12 protein-coding genes are annotated in these 25023 nt (G+C 67.8%); 1 reads left to right on the top strand and 11 read right to left on the bottom strand.

The features are described 5' to 3' along the window. Nucleotides 1–80: 80 nt before the first annotated feature. The 6 genes from ENC19_RS25025 to ENC19_RS25000 form a co-directional block, all read right to left on the bottom strand. Entirely contained in the window at nt 81–7685 is a 7605-nt protein-coding gene (locus tag ENC19_RS25025) for a hypothetical protein (protein WP_164449505.1), read from the bottom strand. Between the two features lie 45 nt (nt 7686–7730). Beyond that, nucleotides 7731–9941 carry a hypothetical protein gene (locus ENC19_RS25020; RefSeq protein ID WP_164449504.1) on the bottom strand — a complete coding sequence of 737 codons (2211 nt, stop codon included), beginning with the start codon at nt 9939–9941 and terminating at the stop codon, nt 7731–7733. Between the two features lie 19 nt (nt 9942–9960). Then, nucleotides 9961–10275, bottom strand: coding sequence for a YbaB/EbfC family nucleoid-associated protein (locus ENC19_RS25015; protein WP_164449503.1), 315 nt, complete (start codon nt 10273–10275; stop codon nt 9961–9963). Between the two features lie 126 nt (nt 10276–10401). Beyond that, nucleotides 10402–10713, bottom strand: a complete 312-nt coding sequence (locus ENC19_RS25010; protein ID WP_164449502.1) for a WXG100 family type VII secretion target — start codon at nt 10711–10713, stop codon at nt 10402–10404. Nucleotides 10714–10737: 24 nt separating this feature from the next. Further along, nucleotides 10738–11058, bottom strand: coding sequence for a WXG100 family type VII secretion target (locus ENC19_RS25005; protein ID WP_164449501.1), 321 nt, complete (start codon nt 11056–11058; stop codon nt 10738–10740). 164 nt (nt 11059–11222) lie between these two features. Then, complete coding sequence (locus tag ENC19_RS25000; RefSeq protein WP_164449500.1) at nt 11223–14282, bottom strand: RHS repeat domain-containing protein; 3060 nt, start codon at nt 14280–14282, stop codon at nt 11223–11225. A gap of 199 nt (nt 14283–14481) precedes the next feature. Between ENC19_RS25000 and ENC19_RS31580 the strand changes: the two genes are divergently transcribed. Beyond that, entirely contained in the window at nt 14482–15081 is a 600-nt protein-coding gene (locus ENC19_RS31580; protein WP_164449499.1) for a response regulator transcription factor, read from the top strand. Nucleotides 15082–15099: 18 nt separating this feature from the next. Here ENC19_RS31580 and ENC19_RS24990 read toward each other — a convergent pair whose 3' ends face one another. The 5 genes from ENC19_RS24990 to ENC19_RS24970 all read right to left on the bottom strand — a co-directional run bounded on the left by ENC19_RS24990 (nt 15100) and on the right by ENC19_RS24970 (nt 25018). Continuing rightward, complete coding sequence (locus ENC19_RS24990; RefSeq protein ID WP_164449498.1) at nt 15100–16458, bottom strand: EsaB/YukD family protein; 1359 nt, start codon at nt 16456–16458, stop codon at nt 15100–15102. A gap of 7 nt (nt 16459–16465) precedes the next feature. Next, entirely contained in the window at nt 16466–20488 is a 4023-nt protein-coding gene (eccCa, locus tag ENC19_RS24985) for a type VII secretion protein EccCa (protein ID WP_164449497.1), read from the bottom strand. A gap of 8 nt (nt 20489–20496) precedes the next feature. Beyond that, on the bottom strand, nt 20497–23256 hold the full coding sequence (locus tag ENC19_RS24980; protein WP_164449496.1) for a right-handed parallel beta-helix repeat-containing protein: 2760 nt from the start codon (nt 23254–23256) through the stop codon (nt 20497–20499). Further along, nucleotides 23246–24046, bottom strand: a complete 801-nt coding sequence (locus ENC19_RS24975) for a hypothetical protein (RefSeq protein ID WP_164449495.1) — start codon at nt 24044–24046, stop codon at nt 23246–23248. The genes ENC19_RS24980 and ENC19_RS24975 overlap by 11 nt, the downstream gene beginning before the upstream one ends. A gap of 147 nt (nt 24047–24193) precedes the next feature. Further along, complete coding sequence (locus ENC19_RS24970) at nt 24194–25018, bottom strand: hypothetical protein (protein ID WP_164449494.1); 825 nt, start codon at nt 25016–25018, stop codon at nt 24194–24196. Between the last annotated feature and the right edge of the window lie 5 nt (nt 25019–25023).

Genomic DNA, 25023 nt, shown 5'->3' with positions numbered 1-25023 from the left:
GACGGGCTCCGGACGGCGGGCTGCGGACTTTGGACCAGGGCGATGCTCCGGGCCCGGGCCGGCGGGCCCGGGCCCGCCGGTCAACAGTCGTAGACCGCTGCGAGGACACGTTCGAGCTGATTTGCCTCGGCACCCTTACCGACGGATTTCAGGTCCGTGACGACGTCACCGAGGGCGTCGACCCAGGTGCCCTTCATCGCCGCATCCAGGCGCGGCTTGTTCTCCGCGACCCATGACGAAACATCGGTGAACTGGCCGGCGCGGGCCAGGTCGACCGCCTTGAGCAGCGCCGACGTGAAATCGAACTGGTTGCGCTCGGTCGGCTCGGTCGCCCCGCGGCCAACGGCCTCGACCAGCGACTGGAATCTTGCGGTAATCGGGACGTCGCTGCGCACACCGGCGTCGGCCAGCTCGTAGACGGCCGAGATCACCACCTTCGGACGAGCCTGCATCGTCGACTCGTGGTAGCGCGGCACCACGTCGGTCTCGGCGCCAAAGTCCAGCAGTGGCTTCACGATGCCGGCGCGCATACTGGGCCGGACCCGTTCGGCCATCCCCGCGGCCAACTCCCGGTTGCCCTGAGTGAGATAGGTGGCAGGAGCCAACCGGAGACGGTCGTACTGCTCGCGTATGGTAAGGCCACCCCAGACGAGCTCACCGAAGTTCTCGTCGGCGCGGACGATACCCGGGTTCCGGTGCATCCTCGCCACGGCATCCGCAAGCTGTTTGTCGATTTTGTTGCTGGGCTGTTCAGGACGCTGGCTTCGCGGCACCGTACGATCCGCTGGCTGGGCGTGCCAGGGGTTGTCCAAACTGACGGTGAGCCCGCTGGCTCGGGCTGGGGCCGAGTTGACCAGCGCGCCGCCGTAGGGGGCGATCACGTCGAGCAGTGCATCGCTGACGGTTGCCCTGGTGAAGACCGTCACCTGGCTCTGGCCCTGAGCGAACTGCTCGAGCACCTCGTTGAGTTCGGTGAGCTGCCCGGGCGTCGGTGCCTGCCGGGCCGGGGTGCTCAGCCAGAAGTAGACCTGCCCCGGATTATCGTCGGCGAGTTTGAGCAGTTCCCGGGGCGGCGCGCCGTTGGCGACCAGCGCGCCCTTGTCGCTAACCAGGTTCATCGGGGCAGCCTGCGGGCGCGGCATCCGCTCCTGCGCGTCGGCCAGCCAGTTCGGCTTTGCGTCCAGGTCGGACTGGTGGAACGACGAGCCCAAGCTGCTCTGCGCCGACGCTGGCGAGCCCGGGGCGGAGACGACTGGCTCCTCGAACCACACCCGGGTCTGCCGGTGCAGGGCATCGTCGTCAATGCCGGTGTCCTGCACCAGCAGGTCGTGGGGCATTCTCGAGGCGTCCAGTTGCGAGCCGCGGGACGATGCCGGGGCGACCAGATTTTCGGCCCGGGGCAGCCGGTCGGCCTGACCTGGGTGCTTGTAGGCGAACCGATCTAGCGCGGCTTGCAGCATGGCGACCAGCGGCGTACGCACCGCCTCGGCGCGTTCCAGACCGACCGGGACGGCCTGCTCGGGCACGCCGTGGAACCGGTCGATCCCGGCGCGCAACGCGTTGTGGCCGTTGCCGCCGCCCTCGACGCGGATCCGCAGCGGAATGTTCGGCCCGTGGGTCCGTGACAGCTCGGCGGCCTTCCAGGCCACGTTGTCGGCGAACTGACGCAGCGACCACAAGTCCAGTACCGGCTCGGTTCGGCGCGGCTCGAAGCCGACACCGAGCGCCTTCGGCGCCTCGAACGTGAACGGCTTGAGCCATTGCGGGTTGCGGTCGAACTCGGCCTTGAGATTGAACTCGTCAGTGTCCATCCGGCCGGTCGGTGAGAAGGCGCGCGCCCACTCCCACGTCCCGTCCTCGTCATGGACGAACAGGAAATGATATTTATCCGCCCACGGGCGGTGCCACGTGCCGGCCACTCGCACACCCTCGGCGACGTCGCCGGTCGCAGGGTCGCGCACCGTCTCGGTGTAATGGTCGGCACCGATCACCCGGTCCCGCCACCTCTCCATCTGCACGAAGGCGCCGGCGTCGGGCTCCTCCGGCGTGAAGCGCCCGTCGGTCAAGGTGCCCCAGATCCGGGTGCCGTGCAGGTTGATCTTGACATAGGGCCCCGACCCGGACTTTGCGGCGTTGTAGCCGAGGATCTGCCGACCCTGCGAGTCGGTCTGCGGCACCGTGTCGGGAACGGCCTCGTCCGGAACCACGTGCGGAACGGTCGACGGCGTGATCGCGGCGGCCGGGTTCCGGTTTCCGATGACGTCCATAATGACCTGGCGCAGGCTCTCACCGTCGATCCTCGTGGCGGGCTTCGGCGGGAAGAGGGTAAGCACCACGCCGAGGCCGAGCTGGACGGCGAAGTCGCTACCGAGGCCGATCAGGCCGATTAGTTCCGGCTCACCCTTCGCAGCGTTGACGACCTGCTGGAGCGTGTTGACGTCGGTGAGCTTGGCCTTCAACTCCTTGAACAGATCCTGCCAGAGCCGTTCGCCGACCTTGACATAGATCTCCTTCTCCTGAATCGAACCTTTGCCCTGCTGGGCGGCCTTGGCCCTGATGTCGGCGATCTGTTTCGTCAGTACCGTGACACGCTCGTCGAGGTAGCCCTTGAAGATCTTCGTGATACCGGCGGAGACTACCGGCCATCCCGGTACGTATGCGCCGCCGACACCGGCTGCGGCCATGAAGAGGTCGAAGCCCTTGCCGTACGAGATCGCGATCGATCGCGCCATGAGATCCGGCTTGATGTCGGCCAGCAGGAGCGCCTTCGTGCTGCTGTTCTGCTTCTGGAATTCGCTGGCCTGGTACTTCTCGAACGCCGTCAAGGCGGCCATTCCGGCGCCCTTGCCGCCGAGGCTGACAAGTGCCGGAGCAGCCGCCAGGCCGGTGGGCACGAAGACGCCCGCAGTCCATCCGAGTGCGCCCTCGAACAGCCCGACCGTCTGTTCCAGGACTTTCTGCGCCCGACTCTTGTCGTCCCGCACCGCGGCCTTCACCGCGGCGTCGCTGACGAGTTCGCGCATGTGTTTCGCAGTGTGCTCGGCGACCTGCGCATAGTCCTCGACGGCCTCGCGTACCTTGGCCACCTGCCGGTCCGGGGTGACCTGGACCCCGATGCGGGGCCCGGGAATGCTTTCGAGCGCGCCGTGCAGGTGGTGGACCGCGCGCCGCAGTTCGAGGAGATGCTTCTTCACGTGCAGGCGATCACCCAGGGCTGACGTGACGTAGCCCTGCTTACCCAGGTTTTTCAGCGACTTTTCAAGCTGTTCGCCCTGCTCGATCTGGCGCTCCAGCAACATGCGCATCTCGTGGTTGAACAGGCTGTCGACGTCGGCGAGGGGCCGGGCCCGCTTGATGCCGGGTTTCGGGTCGTCGAGTGAGGTCTCCGTAAGAGCGCCCACGATCCGGTCCATTGGAGAATCCACCGGGCCCAGGTGCCGGGCACCGCCCGTTCGCAACCGGTCGAAAGCGCCGACGGCCTCGACCGCACGCGCCATCTCCGCCGGGGTCGGTACGCCCGTGCCCGGCAGGAAGTGGCCGAGCGCCTCGGGTTCCGCGTCGGGCAGCATGCCGGGGCGGTACGCCCGGAACTGGTTAGCGGGGGTCTGTACCAGCCCGGGCCGGCCACCGACCCAGACCGTCTCGGCGGTGAAGATCTTCGCAGGCACGGTGGAGCCGCCGGGCCCCGGCACGACGAAAACCTCGCTGTCCGCACCGACGACGGTCATCTCGGGCCGTAGCCGGAACAGGTCCCGCAGCGTACCGGTGCTGACGACCTCGCAGGCGATGATGTCGGCCGTCGCCGTGCCGGACGGGATCCGCGCGCTGATAGCGTCGGCGGTGACGTAGGTGTCGACACCACTGCGGATACCGCCGCGGACCGTGTCGCCGGTGCCCGCCCGGTAGCCCTCACCCAGGACGGCGAAGGTGCCTGCCGGCAGCCGCAGCGCCGCGAGGTCACGGACGAGTTGGGAGCCGGGCGTGCCGAACACGGCACCGTCGGCATGCGTCATCGGCGTCGTGACGGCCTTACCGGTCAGCGGCTTCAGTGGCGTGGCGGGTGCGGCGAGGTGCCTGCCCTTCCCGGCGCCCCGTGGGTCGTTCCGATCGTAGGGATAGCTCTGCCAATCTTCGTCGTAGTAGACGTAGGAGCCAGTCTGCGGATCATAGATGAACTGCCGACCGCTGGCGTTGGCATAGATCGGCATATCCCGATCGTCCGTGGCGATCTGAGTCATGTTCGCCGTGTCTTGACCAGGGTCGTCGTAGTTCCGAGGAAGGGAGCTGTACGTTGCACCGCCTTGCGTGTAGGTCCCCGACGACGACCCGGCGATGGACGGCTGGCTGTACTGCAGCGGATCCGGCGGAAGGGCCACCTGCCGTCCAAGGTTTTCGTCGAAGTAGGACGTCGAATCAGCTGCCATCTCAACGTCCTCGTAGGCGAACGAATAGCCACCGTCCGTGTCCGCCACACTTTCGGCCACGCTTCCGTCCACGTCGGGCATATCTTCGTCGACATCGTCGAGTCGGCTGGCACCGAATCCAGCCTTGGTCGCACTCCAGTTGGGCTGCTCGAAGCGCTTGTCGAGATGGTTCGCCAGAGTCTTTCGGGGCACACCCAGATAATCGGCGATACTCGTGCGGCCATATATCTGTTGAGCCCAGTTCAGTGTGTCACTGAAGCTGTTCGGGAACTTTCTCGGCTGAAGTGTTTCTTGGTTTTCCCAGCTACTGTACAAACCCGCTTGTGCGAGCGCCTGCCTCAGTGTCTCCTTACCGAAATCGTCAAGATCTGGACGCTTGTTGAAATTCCGTCCAGTCTTGGTCGACGTTACCGAGGACGCCTCGACCCTTCCGCTGCGCGAGGCAACCCGCTTCGTGACGGCGGTCGTTCGGCCGTCCCGCTTCTCGTGGCCGGTCCGGCCGTTGATCAAACGGCTGGCCTGACTGGCACTGATGCCTGCCGCCTCCGCGATTTCAGCGTAGTTGGCCCCGTTGTCATGCGCCGCCTGCATCGCAGCGACATACCGAGCAGAATCGCCGCTCTCGTAGGCTTGACGCACACTCTCCCTGACCTCGTCGAGCAGCACCCGCTGTGGCGGCCTGGCAACAAACGGCTGCACCTTGTTTACACCCAGCGTCCTGTGACGCAGTTCGTTGCTTGCCTGGTCGAGGGTTCTCGCAACACGCGACGGACGCCCATCCTCCTCAAATTCGACTTCGGAGTCTGAAGCCGTGTTATAGCCACGAATCGGCGCGTTTTGCGCATCGATATTTACCTCTAGACCGTTGTTGTCGATGGCATCGTGCGGCGGTTGCTGCCGGGAAAGTGCGGCAACGCTCATCCTCTGATCAAGTGCCCATTTGATGAGCCGGTGCGGGTAAAACCCGACGGCTCCGGTCGGTTCACGGAACGTGTGAGGAAGGTATCTGGCGAGCGACTTCAGGGACTCCTTGTAATACACTCCGAAGTTCGGATTGAAGGTGATGCGAAATCCGCTATCTCGATAATGGCTGAGTGCAGCCCAACAACAAAGACACGGCCTGAACTTTCCCATGACGACGAAAGGGCCCTGAACATCATCCGGTCGCAGGTGCGCGGCGTCAATCGCGAGCAACAGTTTTTGCTCGGCATGTAAGGAATCATCACCACTCGCGCCGTGTCGGAGCATGGCGACCGAGCCGCGGTACTGCGGATCAGTGAGCAGCGATTTGAGTGCCCTGTTGTCTATCTGAGCGGCCTCAGCGAACATTATTTTTGGGTTGTCACGCATAGCGGCCGCCGTGGCAGATGCGCGCCACCCTGCGAAGGCGGCAGCAATTTTGTCGTCGCTCCTGTCCAGGCGGCCACGATATTCATTCGCATCGGTAGTCGAAGGGAGTCTCAAATCCTTCGACCTCAGCGCCAGCACATCCTTGAACCTACTTCCGACCCTTCCCTTCCGGATCGAGTCCTCAATGAGCTCGACGGACGTATTGTAGTTCGTCGCGAAGAGCAGTCGCCCGTTGATGAGCATACCTTGCACCTCAAGATCCCTGGAGGTGCCGCGGTCGTACCTTTCCCGCAAGGAATTGATCGAGTCGAACAGTTGCAGGCTGAGATGGGCGAGAGTTTGCGACTCGAGTTCAGCTTGCTTGTCGCGGGCGTACCGTAGACGCATCTCTTCCGAGGTTCGCCCGTATTGCCCAAGCCGATGCGAATACGTTGACTGCCGAACCATCTTGTCGATGTCATCGACAATCGAGGTCAGCGAGGGCTTCTTGTCGGTCTGGCGAGGCTTCTTTCCGTCGAAGAAACCTGCATAGCGGGCACCGTCCGGGCCGGCGACACCGGCATCCAGCAGGGAACGGACCGCCGATGCCGACTCCACCGCGGTCGCAACCTCGGTGACCGATCCGTTACCGTCCACGAGCAGCATGCGCGCGTCGGCCAGCTCGGCGGCAACCGTCTCCGGAGAACGAACCGTGCCGGCCTCACCTGCCCGAAAGTCGACGGCCCGCAGGCCGTCGACGGTGTGCCGGAAGGCCACCGCGTGACCGATCGCGCCAGGGCGTCCGACCAGAGCGAAGACCGTTGCCCCCCGGGTGCCCTCGGGAGCACCGCGCAACGCCTGCGACACGGTCGACAGCGAGTCGAAGGCTCCCCACTGCCCGTCGGCGACGGCGGCGAACGGGTCCGGTAACGGGTCGGAGGAGCGGGTCAGTCTGCCGGGCAGGGTGGCCAGGTCGTCGGCGGACTGCCCGGTACGGACACTGCCGTACAGGTCGCGGGCGAGGTTGCGTATTCCCGTGACGCACGCGGCGAGGTCGTCGAGATCGACCAGCGGCAGTTGCGCGGCCATCGTTGCCAGACTCGCCGCCGAGCGACCGAGCTGCCCCGGCATGGTGATGGTCATCGCGTCGAACAATTGGGGCAGTCGTGCGGACGCGGCGGTGTCGGCGGAGAATCGGAGCACGGCCAACCCGTCCGGGTCGGCCAGCACGTGATAGGTCGCCGCCCGCGCGCCGGCCGATGCGGTCACGTCGATGACGGCCCGCTCTCCCGGCCGCAACGTGTCAAGGTGGACGAGCAGCGCGGCAAGGCTACGCACCGGGGTCGTCATCCCGGTGGGACGAACCTCAGCCAGGCCGCCGTGGCGCGCGTCCACCACCACGGCGGGCAGACCGATCTCGACGCCGTGGCCGTGGAAGCGGACCTGCCCCGACATCGGGGGGTAGGAGGCCGGGACGACCCCCCTGGCGACCGCCGTCGCCAGGATGTCGACGAGATGCTTCTCCGGTAGCACCCGCACGCCTGTCGCGGACCGGGGATCCGTCACCCTGCCACCGTCGTCGATCGGCAGGACCCGCTGGTCGGCAGGGTCGACAAGGTCGAGGCGGCCGGGCAGGTCGACGGGGAGCCCGAGCCCCGAGCCCACGTCGGCGCGGGTGATCGACCCCGTTCGCTCCGGTGCGAGGATCTGCACCATACGGGCGATCGTCGCCACGTGCTCCCGGGACAGGGCATCAACGATGCGGGTCGCGCCCAGCGAACCCTCGCCCACATGCACCTGCACGATGCCGGGCCGCGCGGGCGTTTCGAGCACCCGCGCAGGCACGCTGGCGGTGGGATCCACACTGAGGTACAAGCCCGAGGCGACCGGGGTCCAGCCTTCGAGACAGATCGCCGGAATCTTGCCAGCCATGAGGCGTGCTCCTGCCAGAAAATCGTCGGGGTGCGGGACCGTGGGTCAGTAGCAGGTGGCGATGTCCTCGATGAGGAGTCTCAGCTCGTTCTGCGTAGGCGGCGGCACGATCGGCTGCACTTCCTGCTTGATGATGTAGTGCCAGGCGACGCGGTCCTCGCCCGTCAGGCAGTCGATCGCCGTGATCTGGGCATGTGGTGAGACACTGCCGCCCCAACGAACCGGGTCGATGGTCTGCAGGAGCGCGGCGGCGACGGTGGCGTGCGCGCGGAAGAACTCGGGCGAGCCCGGGTTGCGCGCGGCGCGTTCCCCCTCCAGCTCGCCTTTAGCGGCCAGCGTGTCCACGACGGCAGCCGGGCCGACCCCGGTTATGGGCTCGGCGAACATCGCCCCAATCAGCTGGCGCAGCCACAGCAGGCCGTCCTGGAAACCGCCCGCCGATCCGGGAACCGGCCGGTTGCTGAGGTAGCCGAAGAACAGAGACTCGTCAGCGAGCGCCGTGTACGGCACCCGGTCGGCGAGCAGCGAGGGATCATTCGGGGTGACCGGCTCGGTGCGAGGATCGTTGGCCGTACGCGACGCCACCTCCAGCAGGACGCCGAACGCCGGCAACGCACGGTCGGGGACGAAGAACGGGTGATCCTCGTGTGCGCGACCGTCCGGACCGAGCGTCGAGGCACGGGCGTGGTACTGATCGACGAGCGCCCGCACCGCGGTGATCGACTCGGGCGTCAGCAGCTCGGCCCGGTTCGCCCGGAAGTACTGCTCGGCCTCCGGCCAGCTCGGCGATGCGATGAATTCGCGCAGCACCTGGGGTGCCGGCACCACCGCGGTCCGGGACGCTTGCCGCCCCGCGTGAACGAGCACGTCGGCGGAGAGCACCGAATAGCGCTCCGGCAGACCCTGGCCGTGCACATCCCAGCCTTCGAGGCCGCCGAGATTGCCCGTGCTGGGCACCACCGTCGCCCCGCCGTACTGGTTGCGGACCAACCACATCAGGTCGTCGTTGTACTCCGTCGCGACCACGACCGGGGCACCGGTGGCGCGCTTCAGTGACTCGTTCAATGCCGCCTTTAGCTCACCGTCCATGGTGGAGCGGCCGTCGAGGGGTTGACCCCGACGCACGTCCACGGCGATGACCGGGCTGTCGAAGCCGAAAACGACATCGAGGATCTGCTTGCGGATGGTGGATCTTGCGGCCTGCGGCCAGGCACCGACCAGCAGCGACTGCCCGTGCGGCCGGGCGTGCATCGACACCAGCGGCACGGCCTCGACGGCGGTTCCGGCGGTCGGGACGTACGGGTTGCCGGATGCGTCGACCAGCAGAGCCGTGGACTTCTGCCGTTCCAGGATCGCGGCGCGTTCATCGTGCGCGCCGTCCAGATCCGCAGGCAGCAACTCCCCATGTGCCAAGGGGTCCGCCCAGTACATCCGTCCGTCACCCGGATCACGGACGAGCCAGAAGGCACGCGGGTTGGCGTCTCCGTCCGGCCAGCCATGGATCAGTGCCGCGGCTGCGCGCCCCGCGGAGAACTCGGACCACACCGTGCCGGGGTCCAGAGAGGCGAGCCGGCCCCGTAGGAGTTCCTGAAGGGTGCCGAGCGAGACCGGGCGGGGCGAGGAGAGCAGCTTGTCGACCTCACCACCGGGCAGGGTGTCGTACAGCGCGTGATGGACGGCCGCCACCGCGGAATGGTCACCCGGCCAGGAGCCGGCCCGTGCGGGGCTGCCGGTCAGCCACCCTCTCAACCGCTCGATCGACGCCGGCACCTGTGAGGTTTTGAGGTCGCTGAGGGCGGCCCGTTGGACCGCCTGGCCCTCCGGCAGCAGCCGGTAGCTCGCCGGCACCGCGTCCGCCGAAGCCTTCAGCCCGTTCACACCGACCGGGAACAGCCGGTCCTCCGGTAGCAGGCCCGGCGCGACGGCATCGACCGGTGCATGCAGCGCCACGCCGAGGTCGCGCTGCACGGCCAGCAGCTTCTCCGGGTCGGTGACCAGCGTGGTGGCGCCCGGGTCGATCAGCGCGACCACCGCGTCCACACCCTTGTCGACGAGGCCGCGTAGGTAGGCACGCAGCCCGGCCGCGCCTGCCTGGTCCATAGGCAGGAAGACCGACACGTCGCCTGAGGTGACCGTCGTCTCGATCAGGCTGGTGAGGCCGGCGTCCAGCGGTGCCGCTGCCGAGCCGGTCCGCAGCACAACCTTGCCCTGACCCGCCATGGTCAGGAATTCGAGACAGTCTTCGAGCACTCCCATGCCGGTTCTCCCCTATCCGCTACCGGCCGAAAGCTGACAGCGCCTCGGTCAGCTGCCCCATCCGCTGCTCGGTCATCTGGCGCAGTTGCGCACCGGCGTCCTTGAGGGCCTCCAGCACGAGATCCTCGACCTCCTCGGGGCGGGCGCGTTCCAGCAGTTCCGGGTCGAGTCGGACGTCGCGGAACTCGGCGTCCGCGGTCATGGTCACAGCCACCGTGCCGTCGTGGGAGGTGCCGACGACCTCACTGGCGGTGAGCCGGTCCCGCATGTCCGCCATCTGCTCCGTGACCATCCGCGCCCGCTCCAGCATTTGGTTCAGATCGTTGGACGCCATCGCGTTACTCCTTCGGCAGGGGTTCACGACACGCTCCCATGGGATGCGGGATCACCTGCCAGGTCCCCGAAGGGGGACGTGCGGAAGCCGCCGCCGGATCCGGCGGCGGCTTCTCGGGGGTTGTGCTCAACTCTTCCAGGTACGAACGTTCGCCCACTCGCCGTCGGCGTAGTTGTTCCACGACACGTTCATCGCTGCGGCGATCTGCCCGAGTACACCGGTCGGACCGAAAAGTCCGTCCGCCGCGATGTTCCACTGGTTCTGTAGTCCCTGGTAGTAGGACTGCGCAGGGCCCTCCCAGGTGTCCTGCAGGGGCGCCAGCTTGGCGATGAGCGCCTCCAACTGGCCGACGATCTCGGTCGCCTTCGTGTTGAGCTGCTGGCCAGCGATCTCAAGTTCTGCGGGAACACGCAGATTGCTCGTGGTGGGGTCTGCCATGGTTCGCTCCTGATCCTGATTCCGCTAGAGCCGGGCGCCGGGGATGTCGCCGTTGACCGCGACCAGACTGGCGATGTTGGCCTCCTCGGCGTCGACGTAGTTGACGAAGTTGCCACGCAGGCCGGATGCGATGTCCGTGAGTGAGCTGTGCAGCATCTTGCCGAAGACGTCGAAGTCGTGCATCAGCATGTTGAACTGGTCCGACGCGACGCCGTGCCAGATCGCCTGGAGGTTCACCACGTAGGACCGCAGCGCCGCCAGCTCACCGTCGATGTGCGTCGCGGTGTTGTCACAGCTCGCCGCCGCATCGGAGATCATCTCCGGTGTTACGAGAATGTGGTCCATCGCCGTTCCTCCCTCGACTCGTCCCTGTCATGGTCCCGGTGTCCACCGCCCCGATGCGAGACTCCTCTTTGGGGGACATCCGCATTGAACCACCTCCGACGTGGCCGAGGCGGCACGGACCGGCGTCGGCCCACAAACTCTTACCCGACCCGGTTGGAAAGCGTTCAATTCTTGGTGTTGGTCAGGTTGCCGGTGTTCGTGCCCTCGGCACCGACGTAGTTGTCGTACGACTTTTGCATCGCCAGGATCGCGTCATCGAGCAGCCCCTTGGTGTCGTCCGCCAGCTTGTTGATGTCTCTGGCGAGTTCCTGGTATTTGGCTCCCGACGGGCTCACCCAGACGATGCCGATCATTTCCTCGAACCACATCCTGATGAGCCTCAGGTCGCCCTCGATCACGTCACGCTCGCGCGTGATCGTCTTGATCGCCTCGCCGAGCTTCGGGATCTCGACGGCGAACTCCGCGTACTCCCCGTCGACGATTTGATAGACTGGCCGGCCGTCCCGGTCGGTACCGACCACTGTGCCGTCACCGAACCTCGACTCGATGATCCCGTCGGACCTGTATCTGATGTCGACGGTGTTGCCGTTGCCGTCGAAGCCGTGGATCGGCCGGCCCTGACCATCGAACTCGTCGTACGTCCAGCCGTTCGACTGCATGGTGGCGACGTCACCGTCGGGGTCGCGGGTGACGATCGTGCCATCGTTGTACGTCCAGACGCTGCTGCCATCATTCGCGTAAACGACCGCCACCGTGGTACCGGTGCCGTCCTCCTTGCCCGCGGTCGGCCGGCCCTGGTCGTCGAACGTGTTGAACGTCCATCCACCAGACTGCATCGCGACGACGTCACCGGCGCCGTTGCGCTGGACAACCGCGCCATCACCGTACTTCCAGGTGCTCGAACCGTCCGGCGCGTAGACGGTCGAGAACTCCTGCGCCGGCTGGCCGTCACGGGCCGGAACCATGCCATGGGTCGGGCGTCCGTCGGCGTCGAACCTGTCGTACGTCGTCCCGTCAGCCATGACCTGTTTGGTGACGTTGCCGTCGGGGGTGCGGTAGACCCTGGTCCCGTCTCCGTCGTACGTCCAGATGCTGCTGCCATCGTCCGCGTACGCGATGCCAACCGACTGCCCCCCGACCACCCCATGCGTCGGACGACCCTCACCATCAAAAACATCGAACACCGCACCATCCGGCGTCTCCTGCCGAACAACCACCCCACCCGCATCACGCTCGACAACAGTGCCATCCCCAAACGTCCAGACACTGCCACCATCAGGCTGGTAGGCGATGCTCACCGACTGGCCATTCACCGTGCCGTGGGTTGGCGCGCCATCGCCGTTGAATCGATCGAAGACCGCACCCTCTGAGGTGGTCATCCGCACCACATCGCCATCGGCGTCACGCTCGACCGTCGTGCCATCGGCAAACCGGTAGGTGCTGGAACCGTCACGGCCATACGAGATATCGACCTGCTGCGGCGCACCTCCGCCCGCACCCGGCAAAGTGCCATGGGTCGGTCTGCCATCGGCAGTGAACCGGTCGAACACCGCACCGTCGGCCGTACCCTGCCGGGTCAGATCACCGGCAGCGTTGCGCTCCACCATCGAGCCGTCCGCGAACCGATAGGTGCTGGACCCGTCGCCGCCATACGAGATATCGACCTGCTGACCATCGATCGTTCCGCGCGTCGGCCTACCATCGGTAGTGAACGCGTCGAACACCGCACCGTCGGCTGTCGTCTGCCGAACAACATCCCCTTCGGCGTTACGCGCGACCGTGCTGCCATCAGCGTACGACCAGGTACTCGCACCGTCTGCCGCGTACGAGATATCAACCGATAGCCCACCAACGGTGCCGTGCGTCGGCTGGCCCTGACCATCGAACCGGTCGAACACTGCACCATCCGCCGTGGTCTGCCGGACCGGATCACCATCGGCGTTCTGCACGGTGACCGTGCCATCGGCGTACGACCAGGTGCTGGAGCCAGCACCGGAATAGGTAATGCCGACCTCTTGCCCACCGACGATGCCATGCGTCGGACGACCCTCACCATCAAAAACATCGAACACCGCGCCATCCGGCGTCTCCTGCCGAACAACCACCCCGTCGAAGTCGCGGGTCACGGTGGTGCCATCGCCGTACGACCAGACGCTGCCGCCGTCAGCCTGGTAGGCGATGTCCACCGACTGGCCATTCACCGTGCCGTGGGTAGGTGCGCCATCGCCGTTAAACCGATTGAAGACCACGCCCTCAGGGGTGGCCATCCGCACCACATCACCAACGGCGTCACGCTCAACCGTCATACCATCCGCGAATCGATAGGTGCTGGAACCATCACCACCATACGAAATATCGACCTGCTGACCATCAATCGTTCCGCGCGTCGGCCTACCATCAACAGCAAACGCGTCGAACACCGCACCATCAGCAGTCGTCTGCCGAACAACATCCCCTTCGGCATCACGCACGACCGTGCTGCCATCAGCAAACGACCACGAACTTGCACCATCCACCGCGTACGAAATACCAACCGACTGGCCATCAATCACACCATGCGTCGGACGACCCTCACCAACGAAAGCATCAAAAGCAGCACCATCAGACGTCACCTCCCCGACAACCGCCCCACCCGAGTCGCGGGTCACGGTGGTGCCATTGCCGTACGACCAGACGCTGCCGCCGTCAGCCTGGTAGGCGATGTCCACCGACTGGCCACCCACCGTGCCGTGGATGGGCGCGCCATCGCCGTTGAACCGATCGAACACCGCACCATCAGACGTCACCTGACGCGTAACACCACCGGCCACATCCCGATCGACCATCGATCCGTCGGCGTACGACCAGGTGCTGTTGCCGTCGCCACCGTACGAGATCGACACCTCCTGCGGCGCACCGCCGTCCGCATCAGGCAGAACCCCGTGGGTAGGCCGCCCGTCGACGGTGAAACGATCAAAGACCGCGCCATCGGGTGTCTGCTGGCGGACGACATCACCATCCGGGTCACGGAAAACCTGCATCCCATCCGCGTACGACCAGATGCTCGAACCGTCCGAGGCATACGAGATCGACACCTGGCCGGAGCCCGGAATGGAGCCGCGGGTGGGCCGGCCATCCGCCGTGAACTGGTCGAACACCGTGCCGTCGGGGAGTTGCTGGCGCAGGATGCGGCCGGCAGCGTCGTAGTCGACCACGGTGCCGTCAGCAAGTTTCTGGGTGGGCACGGCACGCTCCTGCGTTCGATCGTGGGATAGCGACCAGAGCGTATGGGCGGGACCCGAGAAGGAGACAAGACATCCGTTCGGGGACGTCCGAGATTTCCTGGCGGCGCCGTCGAACCGAAGGGGTCTCGCGTACGTCTCAGATGGGTTCCCCTTGCGGCGTGGGAGCCGTCTGGAGGAGCCTGTGTACACGGTCGCGGTGGTGGCGGAGCAGCCGACCTGGCGGGCCGGTCTGGAGAAACTGGCCGGGGACGATCCGAATCTGCGGGTGGCGTCGGCGGTGAGCGACGTCGGTGAGCTGACCGGCCGCTTCGACCTGGTCGTGCTGGATGTGGCCCGGCCGGAGCTGACGGTGAGTGACCTGATCAGGCGGACGATTACGCACGGCCCGGTGCTGGTCAGCGCCGACTGGCCGGGACGTACCGGCCTGATGGAGTCGATCCTCGCGGGTGTGCGCGGCTGTTTGAGCCGGCAGGCGGAGCAGGATGCCGTGCGTGAAGCGATGCGGGTGACCGCCCAAGGTGGTTTCTACCTGTGCCGGCGCCTGGCGGACCGGCTGCCGGAGGAGCTTTCGCGAGGTCCTGCGGAGGAGCCGGGGGCGCTGGCTCCGCGCGAAGTGGAGACGCTGCGGTGGATCGCCTCGGGGTACACGCATTCGCAGATCGCGACCCGGATGGGGTTGTCGCAGGCGACGGTAAACACGTACGCGAAGCGGATCCGCGCGAAGCTGAACGCCGGCAACAAGGCGGAGCTGACCCGTCGCGCCATCGAACTGGGCCACCTTCTGCCCGTCGAAGGCTGAGCCGGGACCAGCATCGCCTCAGAACAGCGTCCGGCCCACCATTGTCAGGTGCCCGAAGGCACCGAAGACACCGATCGTCAGCGGCGCGATCGCCATGGCAGCCCCGGCACCCACGAATTCGGCGCGGCTGCGGCGGATCGGTGGCTTCGGTCCGGAGCCGGTGTGCTTCTTGCGTGGCGGAATGAGCACGCTCATGCCGACGCCGAACAGCACGATGGCGAGCCCCGTGCCTACGAGCAGCGACGACGCGCCGGCACCACCCATCGCCGTGACGGCTGTGGCCAGCAAACCGAACAGTCCGGCGGCGGTGGCGACGCCGAGCATCCACAATTCGGCGGTGAAGGCCGCACCCCGGATGCGGGCGAACAGAGCCAGACAACATACACCCGAGAGGATCACCGCGAGGGCCCGTTCGGAGAGCGCCAGCAACGGAAGGGTGACGCAGAGCGCGGCGGTCGGCCCGCCCATGACCACTGCGGTGGTTCGGGCGGAGCTGTGGACGAGCCCGGTGGTGGCCTCGGCGAAAGATTGCCGTCCGCGCGGCAGTTTCTGGCCCCAGGCGGTGACGGTGGCGGCGAGCCGACGTGAGATCGCCAGCATGCCGATCGCCACGGCGGCGACGACCGCGCTGGATTCGACGGGGTCGGCACCGAGGCTGGCGGTCAGCGCGACCAGGCCGCCGCCGGCGACGAGCGAGAGTTCGATCGCGACGAGCAGGATGTCCCCGAGCATCGCAATGGCCATGAGCATCGCGGTGTTGGCGCCGATGGCGGCACCGGCCCAGCCGGAGAAGGCGAGCCCTTCGGCGACGAGTGCGCCCCCAGTGCCCAGGGCAGGGACAGCCGTCAGTGCCATGAGCTGAATGAGGACCGGCGGGGTGGCCGACTCCTTCTGACGTATGCCCCATGCCACTCCCAGCAGTACGAGGCCGCCGACGGTGAGCCCGATCGCCGCTCCGGTGTCGGCGTTGTGTCGTAGCCCGACGAGCAGCGCTGCGGCCAGCAGGAACAGCAGGCCGACGCCGGTGACGACGGGGCCGGGGTGTGCCGAGCGCAGCCGCAGCTCCTCGGTCTCCTCGGCGACGATCTCGTCGATGTCCTTGACGATGGGCGCCGCCACCGGGCTGCCGGCCAAGTCGTAGAGGTAGAGCACCTCGCCGTCGACAACGCCGGCTTGCAGCAGGCTGGTGTCGAGAGCGAGCGGCCCGGTATCCGGGCGGGACAGCGTCCATACCGGTGGGAGCTGGTCGTTGCTGTCCTGGCCGCACACCTCGGCGAGCCGCCAGGTGAACTCGCCGAGGGGGCTCAGCGACGGGAGGACGATGTCGGCGCTGCGGTAGGTACCCACCACAGTGACACGGGTCTGTTCGTTGGCCATGACGGGGTCACCCCTGGGTGGTTTCGATGAAAGCGGTCTGAATGAGACGGTTGGGCTGGCCGCGGCGGACAAGCACACCTCGGCCCGGTGGCCGTTGTGCCGCCCGTTCATCGCCGAGGACGACGCCCTCCCGAGGATCACCGGAGAGAATCAGGCCACCGCAGCCCATGTCGCGGATGCGGGTGGTGAGCACATCGGACATCCCGGTGCGGATCATCCCGGAGACGCGGCGGGCGAGGACCATGTGCAGGCCGACCTCGCGGGCCTGCGGGATGAACGGCAGGAAGGGTGCGAGGACACTCTGCGGGCCGACAATCAGGTCGTAGTCGTCCACAACGACGTAGATCTCGGTGCCCTCCCACCAGTCGCGCGCCTTGAGCTGTGCGGGGGTGATGTCTGGCGGTGGCACGCGTTCCTTGAGCTTCTCCACCACCTGCTGCACGTACACCTGGGCCGTCCCCGCGTCCCCGGCGTACGCGCCGAGGTGCTCTTCCGGCACGGCGTCCAGGAGGGAGTGCCGGTAGTCGAAGAGGACGACGCGCATGTCGTATGGTGAGGTGCGCGCGGTGAGCCCGGCAAGCCAGGTCCGCAGCAGCGAACTCTTGCCCGCCCCGGCGTCGCCGTAGACGAGGAAGTGCGGGTCGCCGTCCATGAGGTCGAGCCCGACCGTTGAGAGGTCGTGCTCGGCGAGGCCGACCGGTACCGCCGCACCGGGCAGCGGCGACAGGTCGTCGACCAGCACACGCTGCGGTAGCAGCCGGACTGGTGACGCGACCGGGCCGGCCCAGTGCTCGGTAATCTTGGCGAGGGCTTCCTGCTGGGCCTCGCGCAGCCCGTCGCCGGAGTCGACACCGTCGAGGCGGGGCAGCACGAGATGGAAGAAGACACCGGGTGCGCTGATGCCTCGGCCAGCCATGTTGGACGGGATTCGCGCGGCGAGCCGGCGGTTGACGTCGGATTCGGTGCTGTCGTTGAGCCGCAACTCGATGCGGGTGCCGATGCTGTCGCGCAGGGCGGGGCGGATGTCGTTCCAGCGTCCGGAGGTCAGGACGAGATGCACACCGACGCCGAGACCGCGGGCGGCGATCTCGGTGACGTACGCCTCCGCGCTCTCGAACTCGGCCCGCAGCGCCCCCCAGTTGTCGATCAGCAGGAAGACATCGGCTGTCCGTAGCCCGTCCGGTAACAGCCCTGCCTGGCGGCGCTCGCGCAGTTCGGTGATGGACTCGATGCCCAGCTCACGCATTTCCCGCTCGCGTCGTACGATCAGCGTACGGATCTCGGCGAACATGCGGTTGACGAGCTCGGGCTCGTTGCGCCCGGCGACGTTGCCGACATGCGGCGTTCCGGCGTACGGGTGCAGTGTGCCGCCGCCGAAGTCGATGCAGTAGAACTGCAGCTCCTCGGGGGTGTGGGTGAGCATCCCGGACATCATGACGGTACGCAGGAACGTGCTGCGGCCGGTGCGCGGGGCGCCGACGGCAGCGAGGTGCCCGTGCACGCCGCCGAAGTCCATGACCAGGGTTTCCTGGTCCTGTTTGAGCGGCAGGTCGATGAGGCCGATCGGGACGGCAAGGCGGCCGGAGAGCGGCCACACGCGGGCGGCGTAGCCGCGGCCGGCCTTGGGCGCCGGCCGGCCGATGAGGTGGTCGAGGGCCAGTGCGGCGGGCAGCGGTGGCAGCCACACCTGGTGTGCGGGGCTGGCGATGGACTGCAGTCGTTCGGCGAGGACCTGCAGCTCGGTGGGACCGGGTCGGGCGGCCAGTGCCGCGAGTTCGTCGCTGTCGCGTTCGACGACGACGGCGTCGGTGCGCAGGTCGAATGGCACGATGGTGATGTCGCCCCCGCCCGCACCCGCGCCGGCCAGGCGTTCGGCCGGGCTGATGTACGGAGCGGAGACATGGGCGACACGGAACCTCTGGTAGATCGACTCGTCCACCTTCAAGTAGGCGGACCCGGGAATCGAGGGCAGTTTGTACGCGTCCGTCGTGCCGATCACCGTCCGGCTTTCGGCGGCCGAGAACGTACGCAGGCAGATCCGGTACGACAGGTGCGAGTCGAGGCCGCGCAGCTTGCCTTCCTCCAGCCGCTGGGTCGCCATGAGCAGGTGCATGCCCAGTGACCGACCAACCCGGCCGATCTGGACGAACAGTTCGGCGAACTCGGGGCGTCCGGAGAGCAGTTCGCCGAACTCGTCGACGATGATGAGCAGCGTGGGCAGGGGTTCGAGGCGTTCGCCGTCGGGGCCGGTGGCGCCTGCGGCGTGCCGATTCTGGTATTCGCGTACGGTGTCGACGTTTCCGGCGTCGCGCAGGATGCGCTGACGCCGCTGCTGCTCGCCCATGAGCGCGGCGAGGACGCGGTCGATCATCGCCGCGTCGTCGGCCAGGTTGGTGATCAAGCCCGCGACGTGCGGGAGGTCCTTGAGCGGCGCGAACGCCGCACCGCCTTTGAAGTCGATCAGGACGAAGGAGAGCAGTTCCGGCGAGTGCGTCAGTGCCAGGCCGGTGACCAGTGTCCGCAGGAGTTCCGACTTGCCGGAGCCGGTCGCGCCCACGATGAGCCCGTGGGGACCGAAGCCGCCCTGACCGGATTCCTTGATATCCAAGATCACCGTCTGGCCGTCGCCGTCGGTGCCGATCGGTACGCGCAGCAGGCGCGGGTCGCCCGCCCTGATCCAGCGGCTGGTCACATCGGCGCGGCCGGGATCGCTGCCCAGCACCATCTCGCTGAGCGATCGAGTGCGGGTCAGCACCTGCTCCCGCTCGTCGCTGAGCCGCAGCGGGGCGAGGTTGCGGGCGATGATCTCGGCGAGTTGCTGGCTGATCTCGTCGGGCTGGCACCGGTACGCGGGCGTGACGATCGCATCGAGGTCCCCCTCGGTGACGATGTTGCCCTCGCCGTCGAAACGGATACGCAGGTCGACGCGGCCCGGCTCGTCGCGGTCCTGCTCGCTGAGAAAGATCAGCGTGATGCCGAGCTGGTGACCTGCGGCCTGCAGCAGCGCGTTCATGAGATCGGAGCGACCCCAGTCGGAGAACGGCGCAAACCCGGTGAAGAGGACGACGAGGCGGCGCTGCCTGCCCTCGGCGAGGCGCTCGCTACTGAGCATGTTGCGCCGGCTCATCACCTGCTCGTTGCGTCTGGCCAACTCACCGGCGAGGAACGCGCCGAGCACCTCGGGGTCCTCGGCGACCAGCGACACGGTGCCGCTGTCACCTTTGGCGTCGGGCTCGAAGGTGTGCGGCAGCCACTTGGTCCACTCCCACTGCTCGGTGCCGGAGGTTTCGACGGCGATGGTGACGTCGTCGGGCGCGTGGAGCACGCCGATCTGGATCAGCAGGGCACGGGCGAGCACTTCGGTCCGCGGCGGGTCGCCCACGATGCTGATGACGCCGGCCCGGCCCACGTCGACGACCATCGGCTGCTTCTCGACGTGGCCCATCCGGTCGATGAGCCGGTGCGCGGCCTGAAACGAGTCCCAGTCGAAGTCGCCGAGCGGGTCCATGTTGGGGTCCATGCCAAGCGGGGTGGCCAGCCGGACCGCGCCGTGGCCGAGCCGTACCCGGAGGAAGTCCTTGTCGCTCTGCCGCCGCTCCCACACCCGGTGCCGGTTGGCGCTGATCGACCAGAGCCGGTGCGGGTCGGGGTGCGCCAGGACAGCGACCGTACGCTGCGCGGTCGCGACCTCGCGCGCCTCGTCGCGGGCGAGCGCGAGGTGGCGGCGGTACCGGGCACGGGCCCTGCGGGCCTGCTTGCTGTTCGTGCTGCGCTGCGCCATCCGCATGCCGACGACCGCGCCGGTCGAGGTCAGAAAGAACAGCACACCGATGATGATCAACGCGGGCCGACCGAAGGTCACCATGTAGGCGGCCATGCCCACACTGGACAGCAACGGAAGCAGGACACTCCACGCGTTGTTCGACGGGTTCTCCTTGGGCGGCTCCGGCGGGTTCGGGAGGGTGACCGCCTGCGAGGGAAGCTCCGGCAGCAGTAGACGCGCGGGCCGGTGGAACGCCAGACGGCTCATCGGGCTCCTCAGCCTCGAAGGTCGAACGCGATGTCGGTCAGGTCGACGGCTTCCAGGGTGCTCAGCTGCTCGTCGCTCGGGTCGTCGAGCTCCGCGATGCGGCCGGCGTGGTTCTCGGTCATCTCCTGGAACACCTTGCGGGCGAAGCGGCCGTTGCCGAAGCCCTCGCCGCGATCGACCGTGGCGAAGTATTCGGCCAGTCGCGCACTGGCCTTTTCGGACAGCCGGTAGTCATGATCTTCGGCGTGCTTCTCGACGATCCGCACAAGTTCTGTCGCGCTGTAGTCGGCGAAGGTCAGCGTCCGGGAGAAGCGTGAGGACAGGCCGGGGTTGGCGCCGATGAAGCGGCCCATCTGGTCGGGGTAGCCGGCCACGATGACCACGACCTCCTCGCGGTGGTCCTCCATCAGCTTCACGAGCGTGGAGATGGCCTCGTTGCCGAAGTCGCTGCCCTGCCCCTCGGGTACGAGGGCGTACGCCTCGTCGATGAACAGGACGCCGCCGAGCGCCCGCTGGAACGCGGCCTGCGTCTTGGGGGCGGTGTGACCGACGTACTCGCCGACCAACATGCCACGGTCGACCTCGACGAGGTGCCCACTGGCGAGCACGCCGAGCGCCGCCAGCAGTTGACCGTAGAGCCGCGCAACGGTCGTCTTCCCGGTGCCGGGGTTGCCGGCGAAGACCATGTGGCGCGACATGGGCGGCGGCGCCAGCCCGGCTTCCCGGCGACGCTTCACCAGGTGCATCAGTTTGACCATCGTGCCGACGTCCCGTTTGACGCTCACCAGGCCGATGAGCCCGTTCAGCTGATCGATGAGCGGCTGTAGCGGGTCCTCCGGTGCCTCGGTCTCTGCCTCACCGCCGGTCGCGGGGTTCTTCGCCGTGGTGTGCGACGAGGCCGGCACCACCGCCGCGGTTGCCGGCCACATCGCCGAACCGACCCGCTCGCTGTGACACTGTTCGACGACCGGCTCGGCGTCCGCTGCCAGGCTGACATCCTCGTCGGCGTCGAGTACGGCGCAGCGACGCAGCACGGGGTCCGCCTTCGCACCGACGTAGAGCGCCGGATACCCGGTACGGGAGAGGGTCACCTCCTCGGCCTCGCCGTGCGCCCCCGGGCCGAAGTAGAGGCCGTTCTTCTTGACGTTGGCGATCCTCACGCGACGCAGCGCCGGCCGAGCGCCCGTCCACACCGCGAGACCGCTGCCCCCGACCGCCTCGATCGCGCAGTCGTCGAGCACCGGATCGGCGTCGGAGTCCACGAAGACACCCGCCGCCCCGCAACTCGCCACGGTGCTCCTGAGCAGGGTGGGTGCCGAGCCGGCTGCGATCTCCACACCGGTCTGGTCGATGTCGCGCACGGTGCAGTCGACGAGCAAGGGCCGGTGCGGGGTGTCCACCCGTACCCCGTTGCGGCAGTTGGTCACGGTCACCTCGCGCAGGACAGCGTCGGCCGCGTCGTCGACCTGCACACCCGTGAGGTCCGCGTGTTCGACGACGGTGTCCTTCGCGTGCAGCACCGAGCGGCCGGAGGCCCGAATGCCCAACTCGGCGGTCGCGGTGATGGTGACGCCGTGCAGTGTCACCGCTGCGGTCCCGGTGAGATGGACCGCGGTGAAGCCGCTCTCGCGCACCTCCGCGTCGTGCAGTTGCAGCCGGCTGTCGCCGACCGCGAGGACGCCGTTGGCCTTCGAGCCGGTCAGTGCGCCGTTACGCCAGCGCACCTGGGTGTTGTCGCGCAGCGCCACAGCGGTCTGGGTGCTGTTGGTCACCCGTGTCGAGCGGACCGCCAGCCGGCTGTCGTGCGCGGCCAGAATGCCCGCGCTGCCGGCCTGGTCGATGACGCTGTCGTCGAGCAGCGTCATCGACTCGCCACCGGTGACGATGCCCGCGGCTCCGGTGCGGCTGATCTCGCACCGCCGCACCACGACCCCGCCGGTTTCGCCCGGTTCTGCCGGCACCAGGTCGTCGGGCCGTCCCGGGCGCAATGCGGGCCACCAGTCGGCGCCGAGGCCGGCGCTGCCGAGAACGCGTACGCCGTCGCCGCCGATGTCGTGGACGTGGCTGTCGAGCAGGCGCAGGGTGCCGGTTTCGCGCACCTCCACGCCCGCGTCCTCGGCCGAGCCGATGTCACAGGTCCTGAGCACGGCCGTGGCGGTGTCGCCGACCCGGACACCGACCCCCCGCACATCGTTGAGCACCGCGCCGGAAAGCGTCAGGTGCGACGAGCCGCCCGCCGCCACCGCGACGCCGACAATCTTCGTGATGATCAAATTGTCGGCCGCCAGCCGGGCGCCATCGGCCACGCTGAGTGCACACGTCCCGGTCTCCTCGACCGTACAGCCGGTGAGCCTGGCCTCCGAACGGCCCCCGACGTGGACGAACCCCGCGGTCACCCGGCTGGATTCCAGTTCGAGATAGCCGGCCGAGACCACCACAGCGGCATCGCCGGTCCCGCCGCCGCGCACCGTGATGCCGCGCAGGGTTGTCGAGCCGCCACGCACCTGCACCGCAGGCCCGTCCGGCGCAACCAACTCCACCAGGCCGGACTCGTCCTCGGCAACGATTGTCACCTCGTGTTCCAGCACCAGACACTCCCGGTAGGTACCGGGCGAGACCACGACGACCGTGCCGGGTTTGGCGGCACGCGCCGCCGCGCCGATCGTCTTGTGCCGGCTCCAGGCCCTGGTGGACACCCGCTCTACCTTGCCGGTGAGCGGGGTACGGGCGGCGGCGGGAGCACCCGCGGCGAGGAACTCAGGAGACACAGTGCACCCGCACCTGACCGAACGCGACGCGGGCCCGGCTGGTTCCGGAGGCGGCCGAGGCATCGAGGCTGACCGCGATCTGGCCCTGGTGCACCGGGTAGGAGCCGGCGTCGAACCAGGTGCCGGCGTTCGCCTGCTGGTCGATGGTGAAGCTCGCGTACGAGGTTCCGGCCGTGCCTGCCGTGACCGCGTACTTCGCCGCGCCGACCAGCTCCGATCCGGTCTTTGGCACGAAGACGCTGAGAGAGCAGGAGTTGATCTGCTCTCCCGGGGTGAACCACCAGGTCGCTGACTGGCCGGTGACCGGACGGCCGCCCTCGTCGCCGGGTTGCGGCAGCGTCACGGCGGTGCCCTTGCAGCCGTCCTGTGGCCAGCCGCCCGTGCCGGCCGTCCGCCACTGTGCGGTACGACCACGGGCATCGAACCCCCGACCGGCGGCGGCCGCACAGTCCCAGCCGGTGACCGCGTCGAACACCACCGTCGGCCGCACGCTCGGCACGACCGTGATGCCCTTCGCGGCAGCCTCCTGTTCCGGTGTCATCGGCTTGATGAGGTTCCAGAACACGCCGACAACCACCGCGCCGACCGCCACCGCGGCGGTCACCGTGATCAGGGTGGGCATCCGGACGGCCACCCGCTCGCTCGCAGGCCGCTCCGCCGCATGTTCCACGAACGCCCGGACGAACTCGCGGCGCTGGCTGACCTCGGCCGACGCGCGGTGCTCCGGAGCCGGCGGAGCTGCCACCACCGGCCGGCGCACCGGCTGCCCGGCCGTGGTATCCGTGCTCACAGGTCCAGTCATGTTGGTCTTCCGCGCTCCCCGCTCCGTCCGTGACGCACTAGAACGGCCCGCAGCCCGCAGCGGTTCACGGCTGCCCGAATTCCTTCGCCGCTCCTGCGGCCCGTGCCGTGACCGCCTGCATATGGGCGAGCACCGTCAGGCGGCGACGACGTCCGAGGCCGGATCGACGTCCCCCGGCACGAACAGGCACGACAGCGCGCGGTGCAGATCGACCAGATTCGGCTCGGCCGCCACGAAACCGGCCGCCCGGACGTGCGCGAGCAGTTGCCCGTCCGGCGCGACACCGTGCTCGCGCAGGTAGTAGGCGACAGTGTCGGTCCACACCCACGAGCCGTCGGTGCGATAGTTCATCGGCACGGCCCGGCCGCGCTGCGGATCCAGAACGTCCTGCTGTGTCTGGGGGGTGATCACGAAAGTCCGGCCACCGTCGAGGAAACCGAGCACCGCGGCGCGCTCGTCCTCCGCCAGCCGTGGGTGCCACTCGTGGAAATACGGTCCCGCGTCCCGGTCGACGCCGTCGAACACCTGCGCCACGCGCACCGGCTCCGTGGCGTCCAGCGCCCAGAGCAGCGCCGAGGAGGCGAGCGCCGCGCCGGCCGCCGGTGGTGCCGGATCATCGGTCGCCACGCCGATCACCAGGGTGGCGTCCGGGCCGGTCTCGGTCAGGGCGGCACGTACCGCAGCGGTTGCGATTTCCGGGTCGTCCGCCTCCAGCACGTAGACACGGGTGGCCGAACTGCCGGTCGCGGCGGCGAAGCGCCACGAACGCCACAACGCGCGCGTACCCACGGTGGCCCGCACCGCCGCCAGCGCTGCCTCGTCGTAGTCGTTCGTGGCGGCAGTCCACAGCCGCCGGTCCGCGACGGTGAGATCGAGCACAGGCGGCATCACATCACCCAGATCCGGGACGTCCACTCGCAGCGCGCGATGGACGGAGGCGTCGTCGCTGGTGCTGTCCATGCTGC

The sequence above is a fragment of the Verrucosispora sioxanthis genome, assembly GCF_010560025.1.
GTDB lineage: Bacteria > Actinomycetota > Actinomycetes > Mycobacteriales > Micromonosporaceae > Micromonospora > Micromonospora palythoicola.
Note: the sequence above shows the minus strand (reverse complement) of the source record. Positions and strands in the feature narration are given on the sequence as shown.

Bases quoted from the DNA above. Each gene is read 5' to 3' on its own strand.
- ENC19_RS25025 (WP_164449505.1), bottom strand. From the start codon at position 7,685: ATGGCTGGCAAGATTCCGGCGATCTGTCTCGAAGGCTGGACCCCGGTC.
- ENC19_RS25020 (WP_164449504.1), bottom strand. From the start codon at position 9,941: ATGGGAGTGCTCGAAGACTGTCTCGAATTCCTGACCATGGCGGGTCAG.
- ENC19_RS25015 (WP_164449503.1), bottom strand. From the start codon at position 10,275: ATGGCGTCCAACGATCTGAACCAAATGCTGGAGCGGGCGCGGATGGTC.
- ENC19_RS25010 (WP_164449502.1), bottom strand. From the start codon at position 10,713: ATGGCAGACCCCACCACGAGCAATCTGCGTGTTCCCGCAGAACTTGAG.
- ENC19_RS25005 (WP_164449501.1), bottom strand. From the start codon at position 11,058: ATGGACCACATTCTCGTAACACCGGAGATGATCTCCGATGCGGCGGCG.
- ENC19_RS24990 (WP_164449498.1), bottom strand. From the start codon at position 16,458: ATGGCCAACGAACAGACCCGTGTCACTGTGGTGGGTACCTACCGCAGC.
- eccCa (WP_164449497.1), bottom strand. From the start codon at position 20,488: ATGAGCCGTCTGGCGTTCCACCGGCCCGCGCGTCTACTGCTGCCGGAG.
- ENC19_RS24970 (WP_164449494.1), bottom strand. From the start codon at position 25,018: ATGGACAGCACCAGCGACGACGCCTCCGTCCATCGCGCGCTGCGAGTG.